Annotated in this window: 21 protein-coding genes; 11 read left to right on the forward strand and 10 right to left on the reverse strand. The window is 69.6% G+C overall.

Annotation, left to right across the window (positions count from 1 at the left end; genetic code table 11):
* Positions 1 to 128: 128 nt before the first annotated feature.
* Positions 129 to 821: a glutathione S-transferase family protein gene (locus tag AC1PMG_RS08445; protein ID WP_017909326.1), complete on the forward strand. Its 693-nt coding sequence runs from the start codon at positions 129 to 131 to the stop codon at positions 819 to 821.
* Between the two features lie 21 nt (positions 822 to 842).
* Here the strand turns inward: AC1PMG_RS08445 and AC1PMG_RS08450 are convergent, their stop codons facing one another.
* Positions 843 to 1,736, reverse strand: a complete 894-nt coding sequence (locus AC1PMG_RS08450) for an alpha/beta hydrolase (protein WP_481111293.1) — start codon at positions 1,734 to 1,736, stop codon at positions 843 to 845.
* A gap of 572 nt (positions 1,737 to 2,308) precedes the next feature.
* On the opposite strand from AC1PMG_RS08450, the gene AC1PMG_RS08455 reads away from it, so the two are divergent.
* Positions 2,309 to 3,880 carry a protein adenylyltransferase SelO gene (locus AC1PMG_RS08455; RefSeq protein ID WP_481111294.1) on the forward strand — a complete coding sequence of 524 codons (1,572 nt, stop codon included), beginning with the start codon at positions 2,309 to 2,311 and terminating at the stop codon, positions 3,878 to 3,880.
* A gap of 19 nt (positions 3,881 to 3,899) precedes the next feature.
* Here the strand turns inward: AC1PMG_RS08455 and AC1PMG_RS08460 are convergent, their stop codons facing one another.
* The gene (locus tag AC1PMG_RS08460; protein WP_481111295.1) at positions 3,900 to 4,529 is read right to left on the reverse strand and encodes a TetR/AcrR family transcriptional regulator; all 630 of its coding nucleotides are present in this window, start codon (positions 4,527 to 4,529) and stop codon (positions 3,900 to 3,902) included.
* A 137-nt stretch (positions 4,530 to 4,666) separates the two neighbouring features.
* Here AC1PMG_RS08460 and AC1PMG_RS08465 point away from each other — a divergent pair, with 137 nt between their 5' ends.
* The 3 genes from AC1PMG_RS08465 (at position 4,667) to AC1PMG_RS08475 (ending at position 9,600) form a co-directional block, all read left to right on the forward strand.
* Positions 4,667 to 5,830: an efflux RND transporter periplasmic adaptor subunit gene (locus tag AC1PMG_RS08465; RefSeq protein ID WP_481111296.1), complete on the forward strand. Its 1,164-nt coding sequence runs from the start codon at positions 4,667 to 4,669 to the stop codon at positions 5,828 to 5,830.
* Positions 5,831 to 5,836: 6 nt separating this feature from the next.
* Positions 5,837 to 8,959, forward strand: a complete 3,123-nt coding sequence (locus AC1PMG_RS08470; RefSeq protein ID WP_481111297.1) for an efflux RND transporter permease subunit — start codon at positions 5,837 to 5,839, stop codon at positions 8,957 to 8,959.
* Positions 8,960 to 9,042: 83 nt separating this feature from the next.
* On the forward strand, positions 9,043 to 9,600 hold the full coding sequence (locus AC1PMG_RS08475) for an adenine phosphoribosyltransferase (protein ID WP_342072079.1): 558 nt from the start codon (positions 9,043 to 9,045) through the stop codon (positions 9,598 to 9,600).
* A 134-nt stretch (positions 9,601 to 9,734) separates the two neighbouring features.
* On the opposite strand, the gene AC1PMG_RS08480 is transcribed toward AC1PMG_RS08475, so the two are convergent.
* Both AC1PMG_RS08480 and dbpA read right to left on the reverse strand, forming a co-directional pair.
* Positions 9,735 to 10,253, reverse strand: coding sequence for a DUF6985 domain-containing protein (locus AC1PMG_RS08480; RefSeq protein ID WP_481111298.1), 519 nt, complete (start codon positions 10,251 to 10,253; stop codon positions 9,735 to 9,737).
* Positions 10,250 to 11,626, reverse strand: coding sequence for an ATP-dependent RNA helicase DbpA (dbpA, locus tag AC1PMG_RS08485; RefSeq protein WP_481111299.1), 1,377 nt, complete (start codon positions 11,624 to 11,626; stop codon positions 10,250 to 10,252). Before dbpA ends, AC1PMG_RS08480 begins: the two co-directional genes overlap by 4 nt.
* Positions 11,627 to 11,761: 135 nt before the next feature.
* On the opposite strand from dbpA, the gene AC1PMG_RS08490 reads away from it, so the two are divergent.
* Positions 11,762 to 13,660, forward strand: coding sequence for an ATP-binding cassette domain-containing protein (locus AC1PMG_RS08490; RefSeq protein ID WP_481111300.1), 1,899 nt, complete (start codon positions 11,762 to 11,764; stop codon positions 13,658 to 13,660).
* A gap of 96 nt (positions 13,661 to 13,756) precedes the next feature.
* On the opposite strand, the gene AC1PMG_RS08495 is transcribed toward AC1PMG_RS08490, so the two are convergent.
* Both AC1PMG_RS08495 and AC1PMG_RS08500 read right to left on the reverse strand, forming a co-directional pair.
* Positions 13,757 to 14,218: a barstar family protein gene (locus AC1PMG_RS08495; protein WP_481111301.1), complete on the reverse strand. Its 462-nt coding sequence runs from the start codon at positions 14,216 to 14,218 to the stop codon at positions 13,757 to 13,759.
* Positions 14,215 to 14,685 carry a guanyl-specific ribonuclease gene (locus AC1PMG_RS08500; protein ID WP_481111302.1) on the reverse strand — a complete coding sequence of 157 codons (471 nt, stop codon included), beginning with the start codon at positions 14,683 to 14,685 and terminating at the stop codon, positions 14,215 to 14,217. Before AC1PMG_RS08500 ends, AC1PMG_RS08495 begins: the two co-directional genes overlap by 4 nt.
* 295 nt (positions 14,686 to 14,980) lie before the next feature.
* Here AC1PMG_RS08500 and AC1PMG_RS08505 point away from each other — a divergent pair, with 295 nt between their 5' ends.
* Complete coding sequence (locus tag AC1PMG_RS08505; RefSeq protein ID WP_481111303.1) at positions 14,981 to 15,592, forward strand: superoxide dismutase; 612 nt, start codon at positions 14,981 to 14,983, stop codon at positions 15,590 to 15,592.
* Between the two features lie 540 nt (positions 15,593 to 16,132).
* Positions 16,133 to 17,104: an IS110 family RNA-guided transposase gene (locus AC1PMG_RS08510; RefSeq protein ID WP_481109034.1), complete on the forward strand. Its 972-nt coding sequence runs from the start codon at positions 16,133 to 16,135 to the stop codon at positions 17,102 to 17,104.
* A 278-nt stretch (positions 17,105 to 17,382) separates the two neighbouring features.
* Here the strand turns inward: AC1PMG_RS08510 and AC1PMG_RS08515 are convergent, their stop codons facing one another.
* The 3 genes from AC1PMG_RS08515 to AC1PMG_RS08525 all read right to left on the reverse strand — a co-directional run bounded on the left by AC1PMG_RS08515 (position 17,383) and on the right by AC1PMG_RS08525 (position 22,552).
* Entirely contained in the window at positions 17,383 to 18,276 is an 894-nt protein-coding gene (locus AC1PMG_RS08515; RefSeq protein ID WP_481111304.1) for an endonuclease/exonuclease/phosphatase family protein, read from the reverse strand.
* Positions 18,277 to 18,454: 178 nt separating this feature from the next.
* On the reverse strand, positions 18,455 to 20,704 hold the full coding sequence (locus tag AC1PMG_RS08520; RefSeq protein ID WP_481111305.1) for a beta-glucosidase family protein: 2,250 nt from the start codon (positions 20,702 to 20,704) through the stop codon (positions 18,455 to 18,457).
* 75 nt (positions 20,705 to 20,779) lie between these two features.
* Positions 20,780 to 22,552 carry a M14 family metallopeptidase gene (locus AC1PMG_RS08525; protein WP_481111306.1) on the reverse strand — a complete coding sequence of 591 codons (1,773 nt, stop codon included), beginning with the start codon at positions 22,550 to 22,552 and terminating at the stop codon, positions 20,780 to 20,782.
* 214 nt (positions 22,553 to 22,766) lie between these two features.
* Between AC1PMG_RS08525 and AC1PMG_RS08530 the strand changes: the two genes are divergently transcribed.
* Both AC1PMG_RS08530 and AC1PMG_RS08535 read left to right on the forward strand, forming a co-directional pair.
* Positions 22,767 to 24,323 carry a POT-type proton-dependent oligopeptide transporter gene (locus tag AC1PMG_RS08530; RefSeq protein WP_148829726.1) on the forward strand — a complete coding sequence of 519 codons (1,557 nt, stop codon included), beginning with the start codon at positions 22,767 to 22,769 and terminating at the stop codon, positions 24,321 to 24,323.
* An 8-nt stretch (positions 24,324 to 24,331) separates the two neighbouring features.
* Positions 24,332 to 24,967, forward strand: coding sequence for a rhomboid family intramembrane serine protease (locus AC1PMG_RS08535; RefSeq protein WP_017909504.1), 636 nt, complete (start codon positions 24,332 to 24,334; stop codon positions 24,965 to 24,967).
* Between the two features lie 151 nt (positions 24,968 to 25,118).
* On the opposite strand, the gene AC1PMG_RS08540 is transcribed toward AC1PMG_RS08535, so the two are convergent.
* Positions 25,119 to 25,325 carry a hypothetical protein gene (locus tag AC1PMG_RS08540; RefSeq protein WP_481111307.1) on the reverse strand — a complete coding sequence of 69 codons (207 nt, stop codon included), beginning with the start codon at positions 25,323 to 25,325 and terminating at the stop codon, positions 25,119 to 25,121.
* Between the two features lie 217 nt (positions 25,326 to 25,542).
* On the opposite strand from AC1PMG_RS08540, the gene AC1PMG_RS08545 reads away from it, so the two are divergent.
* The gene (locus AC1PMG_RS08545; RefSeq protein ID WP_481111308.1) at positions 25,543 to 25,827 is read left to right on the forward strand and encodes a GNAT family N-acetyltransferase; all 285 of its coding nucleotides are present in this window, start codon (positions 25,543 to 25,545) and stop codon (positions 25,825 to 25,827) included.
* Positions 25,828 to 25,908 lie beyond the last annotated feature (81 nt).

The raw sequence follows: 25,908 nt of genomic DNA on the forward strand, positions 1-25,908 counted from the left end.
CGGACAGCGAATTCCGCTGATCGCGGCGCCTTCGCCATGGCGCCAGATGCAGCGACGATGCCCTGCATGCGCGGGTTCACACCTGCATCCGGCTACCATGGCGGCCCCCGAGCTCCGGAGCCGTCGCCATGATCACCGTGCATCACCTCAACCAGTCCCGGTCGCAGCGCGTGCTGTGGTTGCTGGAGGAACTGGCGCTGCCGTACCAGGTGATCAAGTACCAGCGCGACCCCAAGACCATGCTGGCGCCGCCGGAGCTGCGCGCGATCCATCCGCTGGGCAAGTCGCCGGTGCTGGTGGACGACGGCCATGTCCTCGCCGAGTCCGGGGCCATCCTCGACTATCTGGTGGACCGCTACGACACCGGCAGCACGCTGTCGCCGGCGCCGCAGCCGCTGGATTCGCCCGAGCGCCTGCGCTACCGCTACTGGATGCACTACGCCGAGGGGTCGGCGATGCCGCCGCTGCTGATGAGCCTGGTGTTCGGGCGGATCCGCTCGGCGAAGATGCCGTTCTTCGCGCGGCCGATCGCCAAGGCCATCGTCGACAAGGCGATGCATGGTTTCGTCGGGCCGCAGGTGCGCCTGCACCTGGACTGGATGGAGCGCGAACTGGCCGAGACCGGCTGGTTCGCCGGCGACCGCTTCACCGCCGCGGACGTGCAGATGAGCTTCCCGGTGCAGGCCGCGGCGGCGCGCATCGGCCTGCAGACGCATCCGAACCTGGCCGGATTCGTGCAGCGGATCGAGCAGCGCCCCGCCTATCAGCGCGCGCTGCAGCAGGGCGGTCCATTCGAGCTGCTCGGCAGCGCGGACGGTTGAGTTCCGTCCGCATCGTCCGGATCAGCGGGCGGCGGGACGTGCCGGGCAGGCACGCACGAAGGCGATGCTGTCGGCCATGACCGGCAGCGCCGGGTCGTCCTTGCGCAGCGCCAGCACCAGCCGCATGTGGCCGACGCCGGGATAGGTCTTCAGTTCGGCCGGTACCCCGACGCGCTGCAGTGCGGCCTGCAGCGACTGGCTGTTGTGCGGCTCCACCACGGTGTCGGCGTCGCCGTGCAGCAGCAGCGCCGGCGGCTCGTCGCCGTCGACGAAGTTCACCGGCTGCGAGCGCCGCTGTTGCGCCGGGTCCTGGCCGAACATGCCGATCAGGTCCGGGTCGGTCAGTGGCAGGAAGTCGTAGGGGCCGGCCAGCCCGACCAGGCCGCACAGTTGCCGCGGCGACAGGCCCTGCGCCTGCAGCCAATGACCGTCGGTGGCTAGCAGCGCGGCGATGTGCGCGCCGGCGGAGTGGCCCATCAGCACCAGCCGTTGCGGATCGCCGCCGTAGGCGGCGGCATGGCGCTGGCTCCAGGCCACCGCCGTGGCGGCATCGCGCATGAAGCCGTCCAGGGTCACCTGCGGATACTTGCGGTAGTCCGGCACGATCGCGACCACGCCGTGCCGCGCCAGCGCTTCGCCGGCCCAGCGGTAGTTCTGGCGGTTGCCGGTCTTCCAGGTACCGCCGTGGAAGAACACCACCACCGGCGCGTGTTCCACCCCGGCCGGGCGGTACACGTCCAGTGCCAGGCCATGCGCCGCGTCGTAGACGATCCCGCGTTGCTCGTGGAGGCCATGCCGCGAAGAGCTGGCGTTGAGGCCGCCGAAGAACAGGCTGCTGCAGGCCGAGACCAGCAGCGAGGACAGGGCGATCAGGGCGTTGCGGGGCCAGCGGGGCGAAGACGGTCGGTCGGACATGGGCGATCCCTGAGAGGAGCGCGGAGCATGCCGGATGGCCATGTCGGCGGCGAGTGGAGGTGGGGCGGGGAGTGGGGATTCGGGAGTGGGGATTGGTAAAAGCGTGGCTTCCTGCGCGTGCGCTTTGCCTTGGCGGCTGACCGACCCTCACCCCAACCCCTCTCCCGGGGGGGAGAGGGGCTTGTACCCCCATCTCCCTCTGGAAGAAGGTGCCGCGAAGGGGCGGATGAGGGTACGAGCGCCGCCTGGTGCAGTTGAAGCACTGCATGCGCTTCGCGCCCCGACCCTCACCCCAACCCCTATCCCGGGGGGGGGGGAGGGGCTTGCACCCCCTTCTCCCTCCGGGAGAAGGTGCCCCGAAGGGGCGGATGAGGGTACGGGCGCCGCCTGGTGCAGTTGCAGCACTGCATGCGCTTCGCGCCCCGACCCTCACCCCAGCCCCTCTCCCGGGAGGAGAGGGGCTGGGCGTGCCCGCGGGGACGAAGGGGGCATGCTTGCGTTGCACGAAGCGTGCACCTTGTGCTCACCCTGTGGCCTTTCCAATGAAGCCTGCGACTTCTACGCTCTTGCCCATGCCTTCCTTGCGTTTCGACAATCGCTTCGTCGCCGAGCTGCCTGGCGACCCGGAAACCGGTCCGCGGCGCCGCGAAGTGCTGGGCGCGCTGTGGTCGTCGGTCGAGCCGACGCCGGTCGCGGCGCCGCGGCTGCTGGCGTATTCGCCGGAGGTGGCCGCCTTGCTCGGGCTGTCAGAGCAGGAGGTGCAAGCGCCGGAGTTCGCCGCGGTGTTCGCCGGCAATGCGCGCTATCCGAGCATGCAGCCCTATGCGGCGAACTATGGGGGTCATCAGTTCGGGCATTGGGCCGGGCAACTCGGCGACGGCCGCGCGATCTCGCTGGGCGAGGCCCTGGGCGTGGACGGGCGGCGCTGGGAGCTGCAGCTCAAGGGCGCCGGGCCCACGCCGTATTCGCGCGGTGCCGATGGCCGCGCGGTGCTGCGTTCGTCGATCCGCGAGTTCCTGTGCAGCGAGGCCATGCATCACCTGGGCGTGCCGACCACGCGCGCGCTGAGCCTGGTCGGCACCGGCGAGACGGTGGTGCGCGACATGTTCTACGACGGCCATCCGCGCGCCGAACCGGGCGCGGTGGTGTGCCGGGTGGCGCCGTCGTTCGTGCGCTTCGGCAGTTTCGAATTGCCGGCCGCGCGTGGCGACACCGCCTTGCTGCGGCGCCTGGCCGATCTGGTGATCGCACGCGATTTCCCGGAGCTGTCCGGCACCGGTGGCGCGCGCGATGCGGCCTGGTTCGCCGAGATCTGTGCGCGCACCGCACGCATGGTGGCGCACTGGATGCGGGTCGGTTTCGTGCACGGGGTGATGAACACCGACAACATGTCGATCCTGGGCCTGACCATCGACTACGGCCCCTACGGCTGGATCGACGACTACGATCCGGACTGGACCCCCAACACCACCGATGCGCAGGGACGCCGCTACCGCTTCGGTACGCAGCCGCAGGTTGCGTACTGGAACCTCGGCCGGCTCGCGCAGGCGCTGGCGCCGCTGTTCGACGACGTCGCGCCACTGCACGATGGCCTGGAGCGGTTCCGCGCCGAGTATGCGCAGGCCGAGCGCGACAACATCGCGGCCAAGCTCGGCCTGGAGAGCTGCGGCGACGAGGATGTCGCGCTGATGCGCGACCTGCTGGAGTTGCTGCAGCAGGGCGAGGTCGACATGACCCTGTGGTTCCGCGGCTTGAGCGCGCTGCCGCTGCCGCCGTGGACGCCGGCGCAGACTCTGGCGGCGCTGGCCGACGCGTTCTACGACCCGGACAAGCTGGCGGCGCAGGCGCCGGCGTTCGAGGCCTGGCTGGCCCGCTATGCGCAGCGCCTGCAGCAGGATCCGTTGCCCGCGGCCGCCCGCGCCGCGCGGATGCGCGCGGCCAACCCGCGCTACGTGCTGCGCAACTACCTGGCGCAGCAGGCGATCGACCGCGCCGAGCAGGGCGACACCGGCGGCATCGATGAGCTGCTGGAGGTGATGCGCCATCCGTACGACGAGCAGCCCGGGCGCGAGTCCTTCGCGGCGAAGCGTCCGGACTGGGCGCGGAGCCGGGCTGGCTGTTCGATGCTGTCGTGCAGTTCCTGAGCAGGGTCGGCGCGTGCGCTCAGGGCGCGGTCGCGCCGCGATAGCGCCAGGCGGCCAGGAAGGTCGCCACCACTTCCTCCGCCAGCGCCTGCTGCGCGGCCGCGTCCGGCGCCTGGCCGTTGAGCATCGCGCCGGGATAGGCATAGCCGAAGGTGGCGCCGATGAACGCGGTGGCGGCGAGGGTAGGGCGTGCGACCTGCACGTCGCCGCGCGCGTGCAGGGTCTGCAGCAAGGCGCTCAGGCGCTCGCGCAGGCGGCCGGCGCGGCGCTGGTGCAGCGACTGCAGCAGGTCCGGCATCTGCGCGCTGGCCTGCACCAGCAGGCGATGCAGGCGCAGGGCATCGGGCGCGTACAGGTGCGCCGGCACGGTCAGCGCGATCTGCCGCAGGGTCGCGGGCAGGTCCTGTGCGGTGGCGCTGCCGATGTTCTCCAGCCGGGTCTGCAACTCCTCGCCCAGTGCCTCGAACACCTGCATCATCAGCTCGGCCTTGCTGGAAAAATGGTTGTACAGGCTCTGCCGGGTGAGCCCGGCCTGGCTGGCGATCTGCTCCAGCGACACGTCCAGCCCGTGCTCCAGCAGCAGGGTGCGTGCCGCCGCCAGCAGGCGCGGCCGCGCCAGTGCCGGGCGTCCACGCGGGCGCGCGGGCACGACCGTTGTCGCCGGCTCGGCCGTCGCCATCGCAGTTTGCGCATCCTGGCGGCGAAGGGTTGCGCTTCCCTTCATGATTGTTTTTTTGTCTTTGAGTAAATTAAATGATCCTCCCCGCCGTTCCCAGGATCAAGCGCATGCCCGCGCCTTTCGTCCAGCGCCGCCGCGCGCTGCCGTTGCTGCTGTCCGTCGTCGTGCTCGCGTTCGCCGGTTGCAAGGGGGGAGGCAAGGCGCCGGCGCCGGCAGCGAAGACGGTGGAGGTGGTGACCCTGCAGCCGCAGAGCGTGCCGCTGAGCGTGGAACTGGCCGGGCGCACCGTGGCCTCGGAAGAATCGGAGGTGCGGCCGCAGGTCAGCGGCATCCTGCGCCAGCGGCTGTTCGAGGAGGGCGCCACGGTGCGGGCCGGGCAGCCGCTGTTCCAGATCGAACCGACCCTGTACCAGGCCGCCGCCAACCAGGCGCAGGCCAACCTGGCCACCGCCGAGGCCACGCTCGCCGCCGCCACGCTGCGCGCCGAGCGCTATCGCACCCTGGGCAAGACCCGGCTGGCCGCGCAGCAGGACGTGGACGATGCGCAGGCCGCCTACAAGCAGGCGTTGGCCAGTCGCGACGCGCAACGCGCGGCGCTGGACACCGCGCGCACGCAGCTGCGCTTCGCCACGGTGCTGGCGCCGATCGGCGGGCGCATCGGCCGCGCGCGGGTGACCCCCGGCGCGCTGGTCACCGCCAACCAGACCGATGCCATCGCCAAGATCCAGCAACTGGATCCGATGAACGTGGACATCACCCAGTCCGGCAACCAGTTCCTGGCGCTGCGCCGGGCGATCGCCGCCGGCGGCGTGCAGCCGGCCAGCACGCAGGTGCGGCTGACCCTGTCCGACGGTACCGCGTATCCGCTGCCCGGCACGCTGGAGTTCGCCGACCTCGACGTGGAGGAGACCACCGGTGCGGTGACCCTGCGCGCCCGCTTCCCCAATCCCGATGCGCAACTGCTGCCGGGCATGTACGTGCGCGCGCTGGTCGGGCAGGGCGTGCGCCAGCAGGCGCTGCTGGTGCCGCAGGCGGCGGTGGACCGCACCCCGCGCGGCGAGGCGGTGGCCTGGGTGGTGGGCGCCGACAATGTGGTGCGCCAGCGTGAGTTCACCACGCTGCGTGCGGTCGGCGACCGCTGGCTGGTCGGCGATGGCCTCAAGCCCGGCGAGCGGGTGGTGGTGGCGGGCCGGCAGGGCCTCAGCGACGGTGCCAAGGTGACGGTCAAAACCGCCGCCACCGCGGCCGCGCCTGCCGCCAGCCAGGGCTGAGCACGCATGTTGCCGCGTTTCTTCATCCATCGCCCGATCTTCGCCTGGGTCCTGGCCATCTGCATCATGGCCGCCGGCGCCATCGCCGTGTTCACCCTGCCGATCGAGCAGTATCCGGACATCGCGCCGCCATCGGTGAACGTCACCGCCACCTACAACGGCGCCTCAGCGCAGACCGTGGAGGACAGCGTCACCCAGGTGATCGAACAGCAGATCAAGGGCATCGACCACCTGCTGTACTTCTCCTCGACCAGTTCCTCGTCCGGGCAGGCGCGGATCAGCATCACCTTCGACCAGGCGGCCAATCCCGACATCGCCCAGGTGCAGGTGCAGAACGCGGTCAACCAGGCGCTCAACCGGCTGCCGCAGGAAGTGCAGCAGCAGGGCGTGACCGTGGCCAAGTCGCAGGGCGACAGCCTGATGGCGGTGGCGATCTACGACCGCACCGACCGCATGGACAACGTCGACATCTCCGACTACCTGGTCAGCACCCTGCAGGATCCGATCAGCCGCATCAACGGCGTCGGCGAGATCAACGTGTTCGGCGCGCAGTACGCGATGCGGGTGTGGCTGGACCCGCACAAGCTCAACGCCTACCAACTGATGCCCGGCGACGTGCGCAGCGCGATCCTGGCGCAGAACACCCAGGTCACCGCCGGCGAACTCGGCGCGCTGCCCACCGGCGCCGAGCAGGAACTCAACGCCACGGTCACCGCGCAGTCGCGGCTGCAGACGCCGGAACAGTTCCGGCAGATCATCCTGGCCACGCGCGCGGACGGCTCCAGCGTGCGCCTGGGCGATGTGGCGCGGGTGGAGATCGGCGCGGAGAACTACCAGAACAACGCCACGCTCAACGGCCATCCGGCGTCCGGCTTCTCGGTGACGCTGTCGGCCGGCGCCAATGCGATCGCCACCTCCGACGCGATCCACGCCACCATCGAACGGCTCAAGCCGACCTTCCCGCCGGGCCTGGACGTGGCCTATCCGCGCGACAGCACGCCGTTCGTGCGCATCTCGATCGAGAACGTGGTGCACACCCTGGCCGAGGCCATCGTGCTGGTGGTGGTGGTGATGTTCCTTTTCCTGCAGAACGCCCGCGCCACGCTGATCCCGGCGATCACCGTGCCGGTGGTGCTGCTGGGCACCTTCGGCATCCTCGCCGCGGCCGGCTTCACCATCAACACGCTGACCCTGTTCGCGATGGTGCTGGCGATCGGCCTGCTGGTCGACGACGCCATCGTGGTGGTGGAGAACGTCGAGCGGATCATGCACGAAGAGCACCTGCCGCCGCGCGAAGCCACCGAGCGCTCGATGGGCGAGATCACCGGCGCGCTGATCGGCATCACCGTGGTGCTGGGCGCGGTGTTCCTGCCGATGGCGTTCTTCGGCGGCTCCACCGGCATCATCTACCGGCAGTTCTCCATCACCATCGCGTCGGCGATGGCGCTGTCGGCGCTGGTCGCGCTGACCCTGACCCCGGCGCTGTGCGCGACCCTGCTCAAGCCGGTGGAGCAGGAGCGCAAGCTCGGCCGTTTCTTCCAGTGGTTCAACCGCAGCGTCGAGCGCGGCCAGCAGGCGTACCAGCGCCGCCTCGGCACGGTGCTGCAGCGGCCGCGGCGCTGGATGGTGCTGTATGCGCTGGTGGTGCTGGCGATGGTGGTGCTGTACATGCGCATGCCGACCGGCTTCCTGCCGGTGGAGGATCAGGGCCAGGTGCAGATCCAGTTCACCACGCCGGAAGGCACGCCGCTGGCCAAGACCCAGGCGCTGGGCAAGCGCATCAGCGATTACTTCATGACCCACGAGAAGGCCAATCTCACCGCGATCTTCATGGTGGTCGGCCGCAACAATGCCGGTACCGGGCAGAATGCCGGCCAGGCGTTCGTGGCGCTCACGCCGTGGGGCGAGCGCAACCGCGACAACACCGCGCAGGCCATCATCGACCGTGCCAATGCGCATTTCCGCGATGTCGGCGACGCCAAGATCAGCGTGCTGTCGCCGCCGGCGGTGCGCGGCCTGGGCCAGTCCAGCGGCTTCGAACTGTGGATTCGCGACAGCGACGGCGCCGGCCGCGCGGCGCTGCTGAAGGCGCAGCAGCAGGTGCTCAAGGAGGCTGGCGACGATCCGCAGCTGACCGCGGTGCGGCTCAACGGCCTGGGCGACAAGGCGCAACTGCAGGTGGACATCGACCACGCCCAGGCCAGCGCGCTGGGACTGGCGCAGAGCGACATCAACGCGACCCTGGCCACCGCCTGGGGCGGCAGCTACGTCAACGACTTCATCGACCGCGGCCGGGTCAAGCGCGTGTACGTGCAGGGCGATGCGCCGTACCGCGCGCTGCCGGAGGACATCGCGCAGTGGTACGTGCGCGGCAGCGGCGGGCAGATGGCGCCGTTCGCCAGTTTCGCCAGCACCCACTGGACCCGCGGCCCGCAGCTGCAGCAGCGCTTCAACGGCCTGCCGGCGTCGCAGATCCAGGGCGGTGCGGCGGCCGGCAGCAGTTCCGGCGAGGCGATGCAGCGGATGCAGGCGCTGGTGGCCAAGCAGGAGGGCTTCGATCTGCAGTGGAGCGGGCTGTCCTACCAGGAGCAGTTGTCCAGCAACCAGACGCTGTGGCTGTACACGGCCTCGATCCTGTTCATTTTCCTGTGCCTGGCGGCGCTGTACGAAAGCTGGTCGATCCCGGTGGCGGTGCTGCTGGTGATTCCGCTGGGCGTGGTCGGCACCGTGCTGGCGACCACCCTGGCCGGGTTCGTCAACGACATCTACTTCCAGGTCGGCCTGCTGACCACGATCGGCCTGTCGGCGAAGAACGCGATCCTGATCGTCGAATTCGCCGAGGCGCGGCAGCGTGCCGGGCGGCCGTTGCTGGAGGCGACACTCGAAGGCGCGCGGCTGCGCCTGCGGCCGATCGTGATGACCTCGCTGGCGTTCGTCGCCGGCGTGCTGCCGCTGGCGCTGTCCACCGGCGCCGGCGCTTCCAGCCGCCGCGAGATCGGCGTGTGCGTGATCGGTGGCATGGTCACCGGCACCGTGCTGGCAGTGTTGCTGGTGCCGTTGTTCTTCGTGCTGGTGCGCGGCCTGTTTCGCGGGTCCGCGCGGCAGGACGCGAGCGCTGCGGCGGCGTAAGTCGTAGACCGACGAGGCGGCCCCGCGACGCGGTGCCGCCTTGCGACTAGACTTTGCGTTCCCCCACGCCATACGACTGTGCGATGAACGATTTCTCCTGTTGCGGCGCGCCCAGCGACGCACCGGCCCACTGGTCCGGCCGCATCCGCGATATCGCCGATTTCCCGAAGCCGGGCATCGTGTTCAAGGACATCACCCCGCTGCTGGCCGACGGCCCGGATTTCGCCTCGGCGCTGGACGAAATGGCGCGTCCGTGGCGCACCACGCCGCTGCAGGCGGTGCTGGGCATCGAGTCGCGCGGCTTCATCCTGGGCGCGGCGCTGGCGCACGAACTACGCACGGGCTTCGTGCCGGTGCGCAAGCCGGGCAAGCTGCCGGGCAGGACGGTGACCCAGGAGTACGCACTGGAGTACGGCAGCGACCGCATCGAAATGCACGCCGATGCGCTCCCGGCCGGCGCGCGCGTGCTGCTGGTCGATGACGTGCTCGCCACCGGCGGTACCCTGCGCGCGGCCCTGGCGTTGGCGCAGCAACTGGAACTGGAAGTGGTCGGCGCCGCGGTGCTGGTGGAACTGCAGGCGCTGCGTGGACGCGATCGCTGGAGCGAGGCCTTGCCGCTGCTGGCGACGCTGACTTACTGAGCACGGCCACTGCTCATGGCAGCGCAGGTGGCGCGGCCGGAGATCGACGCGTTGCGCGCGGCCGCGGCGCGCATGCGGCGCGGCGATCGCGCATGGCGCGGCCGATGCCTGACGCCGCAACCGCAGGCACCGTGTCAGGTGGGGTAGATCACCGTTTCCAGGCTGGGGTCGGCGTGCGCGGCGGCATGGCTCAAATGGCCATCGAACGGACCGACCTTGCAGATCCGGCCGTCGTCGGCGAACACCAGCTGCAGCCCGTGTTCGGCTTCCCAGTCGCAGTTGCATTCCAGGCTGATGCGCAGGCGGCCGTCGCGATAGCGGCTGACGTAGGCTTCGCTGCCGAACTGCACGTGCGCCCATATTTCGTCGGGGCCGGCGATGTCCGGGCACGGCCATCCGTACTTGGCGCACAGCGCCTGCGTGTGACGGTAGTAGGCGAACACGTGCGGCGCGGCGGCGGCGAATACCACGGCGTCGAGCTGCAGGAACGTTGCGATGGCGGACGCGGCGTCGGCCGGGATGTCGCCGGCGGTGCAGTCCTCCAGGATGAAGCAGCAGGTGTGGTGCATCCAGGCCACCGGGACCGCGTCGCTCCACAGGCTGCCGTCCTCGTCCGGGCGCAACGACGCCAGGAGTTGCGCCGTCGCGCTCACAGCTTGGCGACCCGGAACCGGCGGCCCTTGATCTTGCCGGCCTGCAACTGCGCCAGCGCCTTGCCGGCGTGGGCGCGGGCGATGGCGACGTAGGAGCGGGTGGCGTAGATCGCGATCTTGCCGATCGCCGCGCCGGACAGCCCGGCATCGCCGGTCAGCGCGCCGAGGATGTCGCCGGGACGCAGCTTGTCGGTCTTGCCGCCGTCGATGCGCAGGGTGACCATCGCCGCCTGCGGCAGCTGCGCCGGCCGTGCGGTGGCCAGCGGCGCGCGCGACCAGCGCAGCGGCTGGCCCTGCTCGGTTTCCAGCGCCTGCGCGCGCGCGGTCTCGCGCGGCGCCACCAGGCTCAGCGCCAGGCCGTGCTTGCCGGCGCGCGCGGTGCGGCCGATGCGGTGGCGGTAGGTCTCGGTGTCGGTCGGCAGTTCGTAGTTGATCACCGCGGCCAGGTCTTCCACGTCCAGCCCGCGCGCGGCCACGTCGCTGGCCACCAGCACGTTGCAACTGCGGTTGACGAAGCGCACCAGCACCTCGTCGCGGTCGCGCTGTTCCATGTCGCCATGCAGCGCCAGCGCGGAGAAGCCGAATTGCTGCAGCGAGCCGGCGACCTCGTCGACCTCCTTGCGGGTATTGCAGAACACCACGCTGGATTCGGGCGTGAAGCGCAGCAGCAGGCCGGCCACCGCCTTCTGCCGGTAGGTGGGGTCGACCTCGAAGAACTGCTGGTCGATCTCCGGCGCGCTGTCGGCGCCTTCGACGGTGATTTCCGCCGGTTCCTTCAGCAGGTCGCGCGCCAATGCGCGGATTTCCTCGGGGAAGGTGGCCGAGAACAGCAGGCTCTGCCTATGCTTGTCGCAGCGGCTGGCGATCTCGCGGATCGGCTCCTCGAAGCCCATGTCGAGCATGCGGTCGGCCTCGTCCAGCACCAGCGTGCGCACGCCGCCCAGGTGCAGCGCCCGCTTGCGCGCCAGCTCTTGGATCCGGCCGGGCGTGCCGACCACCACCTGCGGGTCGTGCGCCTCCAGCGAGGCCAGTTGCGGCGCAAGCGGCATGCCGCCGGTCAGCACCACCAGTTTCATGTTGGGAATGCCGGTGGCCAGCTTGCGCAACTGCTTGCCGACCTGGTCGGCCAGTTCGCGGGTCGGGCACAGCACCAGCGCCTGTGCGCGGCTCAGCGCCGGATCCAGCTTGTGCAACAGGCCCAGGCCGAACGCCGCGGTCTTGCCGCTGCCGGTGGGCGCCTGCACGATGACGTCCTGGCCGGCCAGGATCGGCGGCAGGCTCTGCGCCTGCACCGGGGTCATGCTGGTGTAGCCGAGCGCGTCGATGCCGGGCGCGAGCGCCGGGGAAAGGGAGAGGGTGGCGAAATCGTTCATGCGGCATTTTAGCTGGTGGGGCCGGGACTCGGGACCCGGGACCCGGAACGTCAACAGCAAAAGGGCATTTCGACTCGCACGACGCGCCGCTTTTTGCTTTCCGGGTCCCGGGTCCCGGGTCCCGTACAATACGGCATGCCTCTTATCACTCTGCAGAACCTCGACTACAGCGTCGGCGGCCCCTTGTTGCTGGAAAAGACCGACCTGTCGATCGAGCCGGGCGAACGCATCGCCTTGATCGGCCGCAACGGCGCCGGCAAATCCACCCTGATGAAATTGATCGCCGGCGAGCTCAAGCCCGACGACGGCGAGGTCCGCGTGCAGCAGGGCGTGCGCATCGCCCGGCTGGAACAGGAGGTGCCGCATGGCGCCGCCGGCAGCGTGTTCGACGTGGTCGCCGACGGCCTGGGCGAGCTCGGCCATTGGCTGGCCGAGTTCCATCGGCTCAGCCATGCCGCCGAGTTCGACGGCGATGCGCTGGGCGCGGTGCAGTCCAAGATCGATGGCGCCAATGGCTGGGCCCTGGATCAGCGGGTCAACGAGACCCTGACCCGCCTGGAACTGGACGGCGACGCCGAGTTCGCGCGGCTGTCCGGCGGCATGAAGCGCCGCGTGCTGCTGGCGCGCGCGCTGGTGTCGGCACCGGACCTGTTGCTGCTGGACGAGCCGACCAACCACCTCGACATCGAGGCCATCGACTGGCTCGAAGGCTTCCTCAAGGGCTGGAACGGCAGCGTGGTGTTCGTGACCCACGACCGGCGGTTCCTGCGTGCCCTGGCCACCCGTATCGTCGAGATCGACCGCGGCCAGGTCAGCAGTTGGCCGGGCGACTGGGCCAACTACGAGCGCCGCCGCGAGGAGCGGCTCAACGCGCAGGCGCAGGAGAACGCGCGCTTCGACAAGCTGCTGGCGCAGGAAGAAGTGTGGATCCGCCAGGGCATCAAGGCCCGGCGCACCCGCGACGAGGGCCGGGTACGGCGACTGGAAGCGATGCGCCGCGAGCGCACCCAGCGCCGCGAACTCGGCGGCAACGTACGCATGGAAGCGGCGCAGGGCGAGTCCTCCGGCAAGAAGGTGATCGAGGCCAAGGAGCTGAGCTTCGCCTTCGGCGCGCGCAGCATGGTGCGCGACTTCTCCACCACCATCCTGCGCGGCGACCGCATCGGCCTGATCGGCCCCAATGGCAGCGGCAAGACCACGCTGCTGAAGCTGCTGCTGGGCGAACTGAGCCCGGACCAGGGCGAAGTGCGCGCCGGCACCAATCTGCAGGTGGCGTATTTCGACCAGTACCGCGCCACCCTGCGCGAGGACTGGAGCGCGATCGAGAACGTGGCCGAGGGCCGCGACTTCATCGAGGTCAACGGCAAGCGCAAGCACGTGCACGCCTACCTGCAGGACTTCCTGTTCACCCCGGAGCGTGCGCGCGCGCCGATCACCCGCCTGTCCGGTGGCGAGCGCAACCGCCTGCTGCTGGCGCGGCTGTTCGCGCAGCCGTCCAACCTGCTGGTGATGGACGAACCGACCAACGACCTCGACGTGGAAACCCTGGAGCTGCTGGAAGAGCTGCTGGGCGACTACAGCGGCACCTTGTTGTTGGTCAGCCACGACCGCGACTTCATCGACAACGTGGTCACCTCGACCATGGTCATGGAAGGCGACGGCCGCATCGGCGAGTACGTCGGCGGCTACAGCGACTGGGTGCGCCAGCGCCCGTCGGCGCCGGCCAGCGCGATGGCGGTAGCCAAGGCCTCGGCCACCGCGGCGGCGACCACGCCGGTCGCGGCCGCTGCAGCGGCGCCGGCGCCGGTGCCGGCCAAGCGCAAGCTCAGCTACAAGGACGCGCGCGAACTGGAGCAGTTGCCGGCGCGGATCGAAGCGCTGGAACAGCAGGTCGCGGCGCTGACCGAGGCGATGGCCGACCCGGCGTTCTACCAGCGCGACGCGGCGGCGGTGACCGCGCACACGCAAGCCTTGAGCCAGGCGCAGGCGGACCTGGATACGGCGTATGCGCGCTGGAGCGAGCTGGACGGGTGAGAAACCGGGTCCCGGGACCGGGGACCCGGGACCCGGAAAAGCAACGGCAAATCAAGCAAGTGGCATTGGTTTCCGCAGGACGCGCTGGCAACGGCGCTAGGCGGGATCCTGCTCTTCCGGGTCCCGGGTCCCCGGTCCCGGGTCCCGGCTACCGCCCACGAACGCGACGAAGCTGACGCCGTCCTGCGCCCACTCGCGGGCGACGTCGTCGAGGATGTCCAGCAGCACGTCGCAGGCCGGCTGCGCCACCGCCTGCAACTGCCCGGCGTCCTCCAGCAGCAGCGCGTAGCCGCGCGGCGAGGGCAGCCAGGACAGGTCGCGCAGGCCGTCGGTCAGCGCGTCCCAGTTGCGGCCGAAGCCGGGCGGGAAGTCCAGTTGCGCGGCCAGCCGCATCAGCAGCATGGCCTTGCCGGTGCAGCCGTGCAGGTCGATCCGGCACAGCCGCAGGCCGGCGTCGCGGGCCAGGGCGGCGACGCTGTCCAGGTCGCGGTTGGCGACGCGGTAGACGCCGGAGGCGGCCGGCTCGGCCAGGTTCAGCGCGAACGGGAAGCCGCTCATCGCGCCGGCCCTGCGCCGCCGACCTGGAAGCTGCGGAAACTGTCGTAGTGGTCGTCGCTGTAGTACCAGACCTGCGGCGGTGTGCCGCCGGTGACGATGCGGCGCGTGCCGCGATGCGACAGTCCTGGCGTCTCGACGGTGTATTCGCGGTAGTAGCCGCGCGGTTGCGCGGGCAGCCGGTTCTCGCGGTTGCCGAACACGCTGCCGTCCTGGCGGTGCGGGAACGGGCCGCCACGCAGGATCAGCGCAACCGTGGCGCGCGCTTCGGGCGGCAGGAATGCGGGCAGCTCCGGCGCCGCGGCATCCGATGCGGCGGCTGCCTTGCCGGGCGCGGTGTACGGCGCTTGTGCGGCCGCCTCGAGCGAGGGCGCGAACTGCTGGTGCGGCGGATGCTGCAGCCCACGGATGCCCCACAGCCCGCCCACCAGCAACACGATGGCGGCGATCAACAGCACGGGCTTGCGCATGGACTCTCCTGCAGGAATGGCGGCGGCGCGCGGCATGGCGCCATCGCGCACAGTATGGGCCGGCCTGCCTGTTCCCGCTCTAAACGCCGCCGGTCACCGCCGTGACGCAGGCGATTCACATCCGACTAACCGGGGCGTGGGGCATGGTAGGCGCCGATTCGCAAGGCCGGCCGGCACCGCCGCCGCGGGATGGGACGATGTTTCCCCAGCCGCGCCCTTGGTAAGGTCGCCGACCGTCCCTACCATTGCTCACGCAACGCTCGTCCTTTCGACGGCGAAAGTCCAGGAGAACCGCATGGCCTACACCCTCCCCAAGTTGCCCTACGCCTACGACGCGCTGGAACCGCACATCGATGCGCAGACGATGGAGATCCATCACACCAAGCATCACCAGACCTACATCAACAACGTCAACGCCGCGCTGGAAGGCACCGAGTACGCCGATCTGCCGATCGAGGCGCTGGTGTCCAAGCTGAAGTCGCTGCCGGAGAACCTGCAGGGCCCGGTGCGCAACAACGGCGGCGGCCATGCCAACCACTCGCTGTTCTGGACGGTGATGGCGCCCAACGCCGGCGGCACCCCCAGCGGCGACGTCGGCAAGGCGATCGACAGCGAGCTGGGCGGCTTCGACAAGTTCAAGGAAGCTTTCACCAAGGCCGCGCTGACCCGCTTCGGCAGCGGCTGGGCCTGGCTGAGCGTCACCCCCGACAAGAAGCTGGTGGTCGAGAGCACCGCCAACCAGGACAGCCCGCTGTTCGAGGGCAACACCCCGATCCTGGGCCTGGACGTGTGGGAACACGCCTACTACCTGAAGTACCAGAACCGCCGTCCGGACTACATCGGCGCGTTCTTCAACGTGGTCGACTGGAAGGAAGTGGAGCGCCGCTACCACGCCGCGATCGCCTGATCGCGCGCCAGCGCTGCACAATGAAGAAGGCCGGGTTCGCCCGGCCTTTTTTTGTCTGGATGCCAGGGCAGACGCGCTGGAAGTGCGGGTGGGGCGTGGCTGCCAGGTTGGTACGCTGCCCTTGCGCGCGTGATCAGCGTGCTTCGGCAGCGATGGCGGCCTACGCCGCATTGGCCGCCGCTTGCGCCGGTGCGTCGCCAGGGCGTCTCTAAAAAGCTAGGGGCGCACGCGTAGGAGCGGCTTCAGCCGCGACAGGCATTCCCGGGAATGCCCATCGCGGCTGAAGCCGCTCCTTGTATCTGGACATGTCGCCCCTAAACAGGCGTCATGTCTTCCGACTGATCATCGGAGGAGGTGTGGGAGGTCCAGTCGCTCCTAAAGCTTCGAGCTTGCATCGTAGATCGGCTCCGCCCTCCACATGCTGGCCCTTGGGTGTCCGAACGGTATCCAGAGTCCGCCCCCCCGGGCGTGAACTCGCATCGACAAGGCAGGACCGGGCCCAGCGCCGATCATGACCCTGACACGATGGAGGAATCGCGCATGTCTCCCGTCATCGGCATCGACGTCGCCAAACGCAGTTTCGATGTGGCCATCGAGCTGACCAATGGCAAGCACCGTACCAAGGCCAAGTTGTCCAACGATGCCAAGGGCTTCCAGGCCCTGCAGGCATGGCTGCAGACGCATGCCCAGTCCGATAGCTGGATCGCCATGGAGGCCACCGGCACCTACCACCAGGCGCTGGCCGAGTTCCTCCACGCACGAGGCTATCGGGTGTGCGTGCTCAACCCGGCACAGACGGCCGCGTACGCACGCAGCCAACTCAGCCGGGTCAAGACCGATCGCAGCGATGCCAAGCTGATCGCCAGCTATGCCCTGCGTCACCGCGAGCAGTTACGCCGTTGGTCCCCTGATCCGCCGGCGCTCAAGCAGCTTAAAGCGCTGGTGCGCCGGCGCCAGGATCTGCAACAGATGCTGCAGATGGAGCGCAACCGGCTGGACGTCGCTCCGGCCCAGGTGAAGGACTCGATCCAGGTCCATCTGGCCGATCTGCAACACCACATCGCCCAGATCGAGCAGGCCATCGATGACCATATCGACCAGGATCCGACCTTGCGTGGGCAGCGCGAGCTGCTGGTGAGCATCCAGGGCATTGCCGACACCAGCGCGGCCTTGATGCTGGCCGAGCTTGGCGATGTGAGGCGCTTCGCCGATGCCTCGGCGGTGACCGCCTTCGCGGGCCTGAATCCGTGCCTGCAGGAGTCGGGCGAGCGCAAAGGCCACGTCTGCATCTCGCGTACCGGCTCGTCCCGCCTGCGCGCGGGCCTGTTCATGCCGGCCCTGGTGGCCATGACCCACAACCCGATCATCCGGGCGCTGAAACAGCGGCTGAGCGAACGCGGCAAAGCCGGCAAGCAGATCGTGTGCGCCGCCATGCGCAAGCTCCTGCACCTGGCCTACGGCGTTCTCAAATCGGGCACGGCGTTCGATCCGAAAAGGGGCCTTGCCTGCTAGGGGGTAAGACGGTATCTACAATCGCGGCGATACATCATGCCGAGCTGCGGCAGTAACGCGTTATTAGAGGTGCCCTAAAGCCGCGCCGAGGCTTTCCGTGGAAGGCCTCGCGGCTGAAGCCGCTCCTACAACAGATGCGGTCATGCGTGACGAAAGCAGGGGATTAGCGGTGCCCGATGGTCCTGGGGCGATGGCATGCCGATGCCGATCCATTCCCATGTGCCGCATCGCATGGCAGTGATCGCCCCGCGCGCGAATGCGCCCAGGCAGGCCGTCCACTATGGCGCCGGTTGCAGCGATGTCGGTATCGGGTCCAGCGGTTGCAGCGCCATCAGCAGGCCGCGCGTGCCGGCCGCGGGCAGGTCGGGTGCCGGCGCGAACAGGCGGGCGCCGTGCAGCGGGCGGAAGTGGCCGCGTTCGAAAAACACGTGGTCGGCGGCCGCGGCCGCGGCCGTGCCGGGCGCACGCACGTCGATCCGGTTGCGCGCCGCTTCGCCGCGCACGCTGGCGTCCTCGAAGCGCACCGCCAACGGTGCCAGCTCGGGCGCGCGCGCCGCCGCAAAGAAGCCGCCTGCCAGCAGCGAGGGCACACCCTCGGCGGTGGCATCGATCCAGGCCATCAGGTCCTCGGCCTGTTCGCGGCGGCTGGCGCCGCCGTCGCGCGTCGCGTGCAGGCGGGTGAAGTACAGGTTCACCGGCTGCCCGTGCAGGTCCACCCGCACCAGGCCGGCCACGCTGTAGTCCTCCAGCGGATGCAGCAAGGTCTCGGCTTCTTCCAGCACCGGCAGGCGGGTCAGCAGCGCGTTGCCGCGACGTTGCGGCCGGCTCGGCGGATCGGGGCTGATGAAGTGGCAGTGGTAGCCCAGGCGCGCGGCCAGCCATTGCGCCTGGTTCGGCATTTCCGGCGTCTGCAGCACTTCCTGCAGGGCGATGGCGTCGGGATGCAGGCGCTGCAGGGCCACGACGATGCGCTCGCGGCGCGCGATCCAGTCGTCGCCGTCCTGCGTAGCGCGCGGATCCGGGGCGAGCGTGAGCGTGACCACGGTGAGGGGACTCTCAGGCGCTGCGGAGACCGGCCGCACCGCGTCCGCCGCGACGTGCGCCTGCGCCAATGCCGCCACGGCCAGCAACAGCCAGCCGGTGCGATGCCATCGGAAGACGCGGGGAGTCATGTGGCGATGCTACGGCGCAGGGTCTCAGGGTTGCGTATACAGCCGGTGGTGCTGCGGCGTCCGCCACACAATCGGTGCTGCGCACGTCGCGATCGCGAACATCGCCCCGCCGCCGCGCGCAAAGGCGCGGAGGCGGGGCGGGGATCGGGACACGGCGCGCGTGCGCCGCGGCCCTCGGTCAATGCTGCAGCACGCCGTCCTTCAGGTGCAGTGGCGCGCGCGCCTCCACCTGCGTCGCCGAACGGCCCAGCAGCAGTTCGTAGTCGCCGGCGGCAATGTGCCAGTGGCGCTGCTTCGGGTCGTAGTCGGCCAGGGTCTTGGGCTCGGCGACGATGCTGACGTGGCGGCTCTCGCCCGGCTTGAGCGTCAGCTTGTCCCAGCCGACCAGGCGGATCGGGGTGTGGTGGCCCTGCGGCAGGCGCAGGTACAGCTGCGGCACGTCGGCACCTTCGCGATCGCCGGTGTTGCGCACGTCGAAGCTGGCGACGACACGGTGACCGTCGGCCTGTACCTTGAAGTTCGAGTAGGCGAACGTGGTGTAGGACAGGCCGTAGCCGAACGGATACACCGGCTCCAGGCCGCGTGCGGCGAACCAGCGGTAGCCGACATTCGCGCCTTCGATGCTGTAGTCGACGTTGCTGCCGGCCGGTTGCGCCGGCTTGAAGCCCAGGCCGGGAATCGACGGCCGCGGCAGTTGCGACACGTCGCGCAGCCAGGTCACCGGCAGGCGGCCGGACGGATTGACCTCGCCCAGCAGCAGCCGCGCCAGGCCTTCGCCGCCGCGGATGCCCGGGTACCAGGCCTCCAGCACCGCCGGAACCTGCTGCAGCCACGGCATCGCCACCGGGCCGTTGGTCTCCAGCACCACCGCCGTCTTCGGGTTGGCCTTGGCCACCGCCGCGATCAGCGCGTCCTGCTTGTCGGGCAGGGCGATGTCCGGCAGGTCCACCGACTCGGCCGACCATTGCGTGGCGAACACGATGGCCACCTCGGCCTCGCGCGCGAGCTTGGCCGCCGCGGCCGGGTCGTCGCCGCTGGCGTAGTCGATCTGCGCGTCCGGCAGCGCCTTGCGCAACGCCTGCAGCGGCGAGGACGGATGGAACATCACCGGGCCGGGCCAGGTGGTCGGGGCGATCCCCGGCACCGCGTTGCCGCCGTTGACGGTGATGCCGACCATCGAGGAGCCACCGCCGCCGATCACACCCTTGTCGGCATGCCCGCCGATCACCGCGATGCGGCGCAGGTTGCGCGACAGCGGCAGCAGCTTGCCCTCGTTGCGCAACAGCACCGTGCCTTCCTCGACCACGCGCTGCGCGGCCAGGCCGCCGGCGGCGTCGTCGATCGGCTGGTGCTGCGGCGGGTTGTCGAAGCTGCCGGTGGCGATGAAGGCGCGCAGGATGCGCTTGACCATGTCGTCCAGGCGCGCCTGCGGCACGGTGCCGGCGGACACCGCCATGCGCAGCGGCTGGTCGAAGTACACCGCCTTGTCGAACACTTCGCCGGCCGACTGCTGGTCCAGGCCGGCCAGCGCCGCCTTGGAGCCGCTGTGCACGCCGCCCCAGTCGGACATCACGTAGCCGGGGAACTTCCATTCCTGCTTCAGCACCTGGTTGAGCAGGTAGTCGTGCTCGCAGCCGTACACGCCGTTGATGCGGTTGTACGAGCACATCACCGAGCCGGGCTGGCCGATCTTCAGCGCCAGCTCGAAGGCCAGCAGGTCCGACTCGTGCATGGCCTGTTCGCCGATGTCGGCGCTGTGGGTGTTGCGCCCGGTCTCCAGGTCGTTCATCGCGAAGTGCTTCATGGTCGAGACCACGTGCTGGCTCTGCACGCCGCGGATCGATTCGCCGACCATCGTGCCGGCCAGCAGCGGATCCTCGCCGGCGTACTCGAAGTTGCGGCCGTTGCGCGGGTCGCGCTGCAGGTTGACGCTGCCGGCCAGCAGCACGTTGAAGCCCTGCTGCCAGGCTTCGCGGCCCATGGTGGCGCCGCCGGCGAAGGCCAGTGCGCGGTTCCAGGTGGCGGCGGTGGCGGGGCCGGAGGGCAGCGCGGTGGCGTGGTCGCCGGGGCGGATGTTGCCGGGATTGGTCACGCCGACGCCGGCATCGGCCAGCTGCTGCGCGGGGATGCCCAGGCGTTCGACCGCCGGCACGTAGCCGGCCGAGCCGACCGCGCCGGGCGGACGCGGGCCGCCGTCCTTGCCCAGCCCGAAGTAGCTGTGCAGCATCTGGAATTTCTCGTCCGGGGTCATCGCCTGCACCAGCAGCGCGGCGCGCCGGTCCGGCGATAGGCTGCGGTCGTTCCACGGGCGCTGCGCAGCGGCGGCGTTCGGCGTGGTCGCCGTGCCCGCGGCCGCCGCTGGCGGCGCGGCGACGGCAGGCGAGGCCAGCGCGAGGGTCAGGCAAAGGGATCCTGTAAACGTTTTCATATCGGGGCGAACAGCCTCTTCAGCAGATGACGGGAAGGCGCATCGGGGGGAGTCGGGGGAGGGTGGAACCGCGCGTCAGGACGGTGCTTCGTCGCTGCGCATGACCGGGTACAGGCGGTAGCGCTCGTCCCAGGAACTGTGGCGGCGGTAGAAGAACTCCAGCCGCGCCTGCGGATCCTTGGCGAAGGCCGCGTCGTGTTCGAGCCTATCCTCGAACTCGGCCTTCAGCGCCGGGTCGCTGGCCAGCATCTGCCGCGCCACGTCCTCGGCGACGTAGTCTTCCATGTACTCGGCGCGCTCGAACGCGCTGTTGAACTCGCCCCATTGCAGCAACGAGTCCGGGGCCTGCGGTTCCAGCAGCGCCATCAGCAGCCGCGCCTTGGGCTGGGCGATCGGCACGAACAGCGCGCCGGCGCCGACCGCGCGGGTCTCCGGCTTCCAGGCGCCGGTGACGCTGAGTCGCTGATGGCCTTCGGACGAGCGGGCGGCGAAGCTGGCGTCGTCGGCACGGAAGGTCTGCACCGGCAGGGTGGCGTCGTGCTCCAGCGTGCGGAAGGCGATGCCGTGCTGGCGCAGCTTGGCGCCGACCAGGGCGGCCTGCGCCGCCGGCACCAGGTAGCCGGCGCGCGGCGCGGCGACTTCCACGCTGGGCACGATCTGATCGCGCAATGGCACCCGCCAGATCTGTGGGGTGCGCTCGTCGTAACGGGTCATCAGCGCGCCGGACACCGGCGAGGGCGTGCGCGTGTAGGCGTAGCCGCGGAAGTCCACCAGGTGCGAGGCGTCGGTGGTACGGTAGTCCAGCGCCACGGTCTTGCCGCCCAGGGCTTGCGCGCGGGTGTCGGCCGCCAGCGCGTCGGCGCGCCACTGCGCACCGTGCCGCGCCACCTGCTGCAGCACCGAGACGATGGTGTTGCGGGTGATGCGCACGCGCTCGGGGTAGCGCTTCCAGGAATGCGTTTCCACCAGCATGCCGAAGCGGTTGCGCAGCTGGAAATAGCCGTGCGAGAAGCGCGGCGTCGGCACGCCGTCCTCGAAGCCGGAGGCCGGGTCGTCATTGACCACGAAGGAGGGGTAGTAGGGCAGCGGCAGCGAGCCCTGCCGCTTCAGATCGGCGAGCACGCCGTCGCGCAGGCGCAGGCCATCGCCGCGCAGTGCGGTATCGCCGGCGTGCAGCGGCTCCACCTGGATCGACACGTCGTGCTCGAACTGCGCGCCGTCGGTGACGTGCAGGTCCACATACACGAGCGGGTCCCACTGCTCGACCATGCGCAGCATCGCCTGCATCTCCGGCGCGTCGGCCTTGACGTAGTCGCGGTTGAGGTTGAGGTTCTGTGCGGTGGTGCGCCAGCCCATCTGTTCCGGACCACGCTGGTTGGGCCGGTTCCAGGCGCCGAAGCGCTCGTGCCCGTCGACGTTGAACACCGGCACGAACAGCCACACCTGCTTGTCCAGCGCGCCGCGCGCGGCCTGGCCGTCGAGCAGTTGGCGCAGCGCCAGGAAGCCGGCGTCCTTGCCGTCGATCTCGCCAGCGTGGATGCCACCCTGGATCAGCACCACCGGCAGCTTGCGCGCCTGTGCGGCTGCCGGATCCAGTGCACCCGAGGTCGACACGGCCAGCGCCTTCATCGGCCGGCCTTCCGGGGTGGTGCCGAAGTCGAAGCAGCGCACCGCGTGCGGATAGCGCTGCGCGAACGCATCGCACAGCGCGATGGTTTCGGCGTAGCGGCCGGTGCGCGCGAATCCGCTGCGCTCGGCTTCGGTGGACAGGCCCGCCTCGCTGGCCAGCGACGGCATGCTGCACAGCAGCATCGGCAGCAACAGGGTGGCCAGCCAGGGTCGGATCATCTCGGCACCGTCTCGGGACAGGCCCCCATGATGCGGGCAGCGCGCCGATTGCGAAAGCACCCTGGGGCGTGTCACCCATTCCCGAGCACGCGGCATACTCGGGAATGGGTGACACGCCCTGGCGGTTCGATTCGCCGGAACGATCGGGTAACCTTCTGAAAATTTTGCCTGGACGAGGGCCCGTGAGCAGCCAAGCCACCACGAGGAACGCCGCATGAGCGCGGCGCAAGAGCGCGCCACTGCGCGGATGCCGCGGCAGATTCCGTACATCATCGGCAACGAGGCCTGCGAGCGCTTCAGCTTCTACGGGATGCGCAACATCCTGGTGCAGTTCCTGATCACCTCGCTGCTGCTGCAGGAAGTGACGGCGCCCGGCCGCGAGGCCGAAGCCAAGCACATCATGCACAGCTTCATGATCGGCGTGTACTTCTTCCCGCTGCTCGGCGGCTGGCTGGCCGATCGCTTCTTCGGCAAGTACAGCACCATCCTGTGGTTCAGCCTGATCTACTGCGTGGGCCACCTGTGCCTGGCGCTGTTCGAGGGTCATCGCAACGGCTTCTTCCTCGGTCTGGGCCTGATCGCGCTGGGCGCGGGCGGGATCAAGCCGCTGGTGGCCTCGTTCATGGGCGACCAGTTCGACCAGGGCAACAAGCACCTGGCCAAGGTGGTGTTCGACGCCTTCTACTGGATCATCAACTTCGGCTCGCTGTTCGCCTCGCTGCTGATCCCGCTGGCGCTGAAGAACCTGGGGCCGGCGTGGGCGTTCGGCATCCCCGGCATCCTGATGCTGGTGGCGACCCTGGTGTTCTGGGCCGGGCGCCACCGCTACGTGCGCGTGCCGCTGCCGCCGAAGGATCCGCATGGTTTCGCCCAGGTGGTGCGCACCGCGCTGCTGCGGCAGGCGCCGGGACAGGGGCGTCCCGGCCTGGCCCTGGCCGGCGTGGCGGTGCTGCTGGCGCTGGCGACGTTCGCCCTCGTGCCGACCCTGGGCCTGGTGATCTGCCTGTGCCTGGCGCTGGTGCTGCTGTTGGCCGGCATCGGTGGCGGTACCTGGTGGCAACTGGAGCGCGCCCGCGCGCTGCATCCTGACGCGGCGGTGGACGGCGTGCGTGCGGTGCTGCGGGTGCTGGTGGTGTTCGCGCTGGTCACCCCGTTCTTCTCGCTGTTCGATCAGAAGGCCTCGACCTGGGTGCTGCAGGGCCAGCAGATGCAGATGCCGGCGTGGTTCAGCGCCTCGCAGATGCAGGCGCTGAATCCGGCGCTGGTGATGCTGCTGATCCCGTTCAACAATCTGGTGCTGTATCCGCTGCTGCGCCGGCGCGGCTACGAGCCGACCGCGCTGCGGCGGATGACCGCCGGCATCGCCTTCAGCGGCCTGGCCTGGATCGTGGTCGGCACGCTGCAGGTGATGATGGACGGCGGCGACGCTTTGTCCATCGCCTGGCAGATCCTGCCGTATGCGCTGCTGACCTTCGGCGAAGTGCTGGTCTCGGCGACGGGCCTGGAATTCGCCTACAGCCAGGCGCCGCAGTCGATGAAGGGCGTGGTGATGAGTTTCTGGAACCTCACCACCACCGTCGGCAACCTGTGGGTGCTGCTGTCCAACGCGGCGGTGCGCAACGACCGCGTCACCGCGCACATCGGCAGCACCGGGCTCAGCGAGACCGCGTTCCTGATGTTCTTCTTCGCCGCCTTCGCATTCGTCGCCGCACTGCTGTTCGGGCTGTACGCGCGCCGCTACCGCATGGTCGACCACTACCGCCCCGCCTGAGACCCCGCATGCCCTCCGTCACCCCCGTCAACCTGATCCTGATCGTCCTCACCGTGCTGGTGTCGTGGGCGGCGTTCAACAACCGTCGGCTGCTCGATCGGCTGATCCTGTGGCCGCCGGCGATCGACCGCCACAAGCAGTACGACCGACTGGTGACCTACGGCTTCATCCATGCCGATTTCCCGCACCTGCTGTTCAACATGGTCACGCTGTACTTCTTCGGCGGCCCGATCGAGGTGCTGATGGAGCGGATGACCGGCAACATGCTGGTGTATCCGCTGTTCTACCTGTCGGCGCTGGTGGTCTCGATCCTGCCCAGCTACCTGAAGAACCAGAAGAACCCCAACTACATGAGCCTGGGCGCATCCGGCGCGGTGTCGGCGGTGCTGTTCGCCTTCATCCTGATGGCGCCGTGGACCGGGATCTTCTTCTTCTTCATCCCGATTCCGATCCCGGCGATCCTGTATGCCGTGTTCTATGTCGGCTACAGCATCTGGATGGACCGCCGCGGCGGCGACAACGTCAACCACAGCGCGCACCTGGCCGGCGCGGCGTTCGGCGTGATGTTCCTGCTGATCATGGAGCCCTCGGTGCTGCAGCACTTCCTGGGCGAGCTGGCGAACCCGCGCTTCGGGCGCGGTTGATCCGCGACGCGGTGGCGTCCGCACGGGCGTGCGGCGCCGCGATCGGCGCCTCTCTCATTCGCGGCGCTGGGTATGCGCCGTGGCGCCGATGCGGTCGTGGGCACGCATCGCGCATGGGGCAGGTGGCGGTCCGTCAGGCCGCCCTCTGTGTTCAGCGGGTCTGCTGCCCGCGCAACTGCACCTTGGCGCTGCCGATGGCGGCGTTCTCGTAGGTGCGCTTGAGGCGCTGGTAGACCTCGTCGTCGAGCTGCAGGAACTCGCCGCCCTGGTGGTCGCCGCTGACCGACAGTTGGAACAGCCCTTCCAGCAGGGAGGCGTTGTGGTCGCCCTGGTCGTATTTGCTCTCGGTCTCGCTCATGCGCGTGGTTCCCTGTTGGATCGCTGCGTGATGGGAGGTGCAACTCCCATGCCAGGTTTTCGGCCTGTCCTGGTGGTATCGGCCGCGCGCGGCACGACTTGAGCGGCGTACGGTTGACGCGCCGCGTCGGCGGCGTGACGCCCTGGGGCAGGTGTTTCACATCGCCGCGGCAAGCCGCAGCGGACACTGCATGCTCCGCGACACATTCCACTCCCTCATGTCCGTACCGAACGTCCCGATCGCGCACGATCCGCAGCAGCACCGTTTCAGCCTGCAGGTCGACGGCCACCGCGCCGAACTCGACTACGTACTGGAGCAGGGGCGCATGGTCATCACCCACACCGGGGTGCCTGGCGCGATCGGCGGGCGCGGGCTGGCGGCGCAACTGGTCGCCGCCGCGCTGGATCATGCGCAGGCACAAGGCTGGAAGGTGGTGCCGGCGTGTTCGTACGCGGCCGTGTTCATCCATCGGCATCCGCAGTACGCGGCGCTGCTCGATTGAGCATTGGGCACCGCAACGGCGCGATAATGCGCGCCACTTTTACAGGCATCGCAGGAACAGGGGCAGTCGACGTGAGCAGGG

Source organism: Xanthomonas sp. NCPPB 2250 (assembly GCF_056725265.1).

Bases quoted from the DNA above. Each gene is read 5' to 3' on its own strand.
- AC1PMG_RS08445 (WP_017909326.1), top strand. From the start codon at position 129: ATGATCACCGTGCATCACCTCAACCAGTCCCGGTCGCAGCGCGTGCTG.
- AC1PMG_RS08450 (WP_481111293.1), bottom strand. From the start codon at position 1,736: ATGTCCGACCGACCGTCTTCGCCCCGCTGGCCCCGCAACGCCCTGATC.
- AC1PMG_RS08455 (WP_481111294.1), top strand. From the start codon at position 2,309: ATGCCTTCCTTGCGTTTCGACAATCGCTTCGTCGCCGAGCTGCCTGGC.
- AC1PMG_RS08465 (WP_481111296.1), top strand. From the start codon at position 4,667: ATGCCCGCGCCTTTCGTCCAGCGCCGCCGCGCGCTGCCGTTGCTGCTG.
- AC1PMG_RS08470 (WP_481111297.1), top strand. From the start codon at position 5,837: ATGTTGCCGCGTTTCTTCATCCATCGCCCGATCTTCGCCTGGGTCCTG.
- AC1PMG_RS08475 (WP_342072079.1), top strand. From the start codon at position 9,043: ATGAACGATTTCTCCTGTTGCGGCGCGCCCAGCGACGCACCGGCCCAC.
- dbpA (WP_481111299.1), bottom strand. From the start codon at position 11,626: ATGAACGATTTCGCCACCCTCTCCCTTTCCCCGGCGCTCGCGCCCGGC.
- AC1PMG_RS08490 (WP_481111300.1), top strand. From the start codon at position 11,762: ATGCCTCTTATCACTCTGCAGAACCTCGACTACAGCGTCGGCGGCCCC.
- AC1PMG_RS08495 (WP_481111301.1), bottom strand. From the start codon at position 14,218: ATGAGCGGCTTCCCGTTCGCGCTGAACCTGGCCGAGCCGGCCGCCTCC.
- AC1PMG_RS08500 (WP_481111302.1), bottom strand. From the start codon at position 14,685: ATGCGCAAGCCCGTGCTGTTGATCGCCGCCATCGTGTTGCTGGTGGGC.
- AC1PMG_RS08505 (WP_481111303.1), top strand. From the start codon at position 14,981: ATGGCCTACACCCTCCCCAAGTTGCCCTACGCCTACGACGCGCTGGAA.
- AC1PMG_RS08510 (WP_481109034.1), top strand. From the start codon at position 16,133: ATGTCTCCCGTCATCGGCATCGACGTCGCCAAACGCAGTTTCGATGTG.
- AC1PMG_RS08515 (WP_481111304.1), bottom strand. From the start codon at position 18,276: ATGACTCCCCGCGTCTTCCGATGGCATCGCACCGGCTGGCTGTTGCTG.
- AC1PMG_RS08520 (WP_481111305.1), bottom strand. From the start codon at position 20,704: ATGAAAACGTTTACAGGATCCCTTTGCCTGACCCTCGCGCTGGCCTCG.
- AC1PMG_RS08525 (WP_481111306.1), bottom strand. From the start codon at position 22,552: ATGATCCGACCCTGGCTGGCCACCCTGTTGCTGCCGATGCTGCTGTGC.
- AC1PMG_RS08530 (WP_148829726.1), top strand. From the start codon at position 22,767: ATGAGCGCGGCGCAAGAGCGCGCCACTGCGCGGATGCCGCGGCAGATT.
- AC1PMG_RS08535 (WP_017909504.1), top strand. From the start codon at position 24,332: ATGCCCTCCGTCACCCCCGTCAACCTGATCCTGATCGTCCTCACCGTG.
- AC1PMG_RS08540 (WP_481111307.1), bottom strand. From the start codon at position 25,325: ATGAGCGAGACCGAGAGCAAATACGACCAGGGCGACCACAACGCCTCC.
- AC1PMG_RS08545 (WP_481111308.1), top strand. From the start codon at position 25,543: ATGTCCGTACCGAACGTCCCGATCGCGCACGATCCGCAGCAGCACCGT.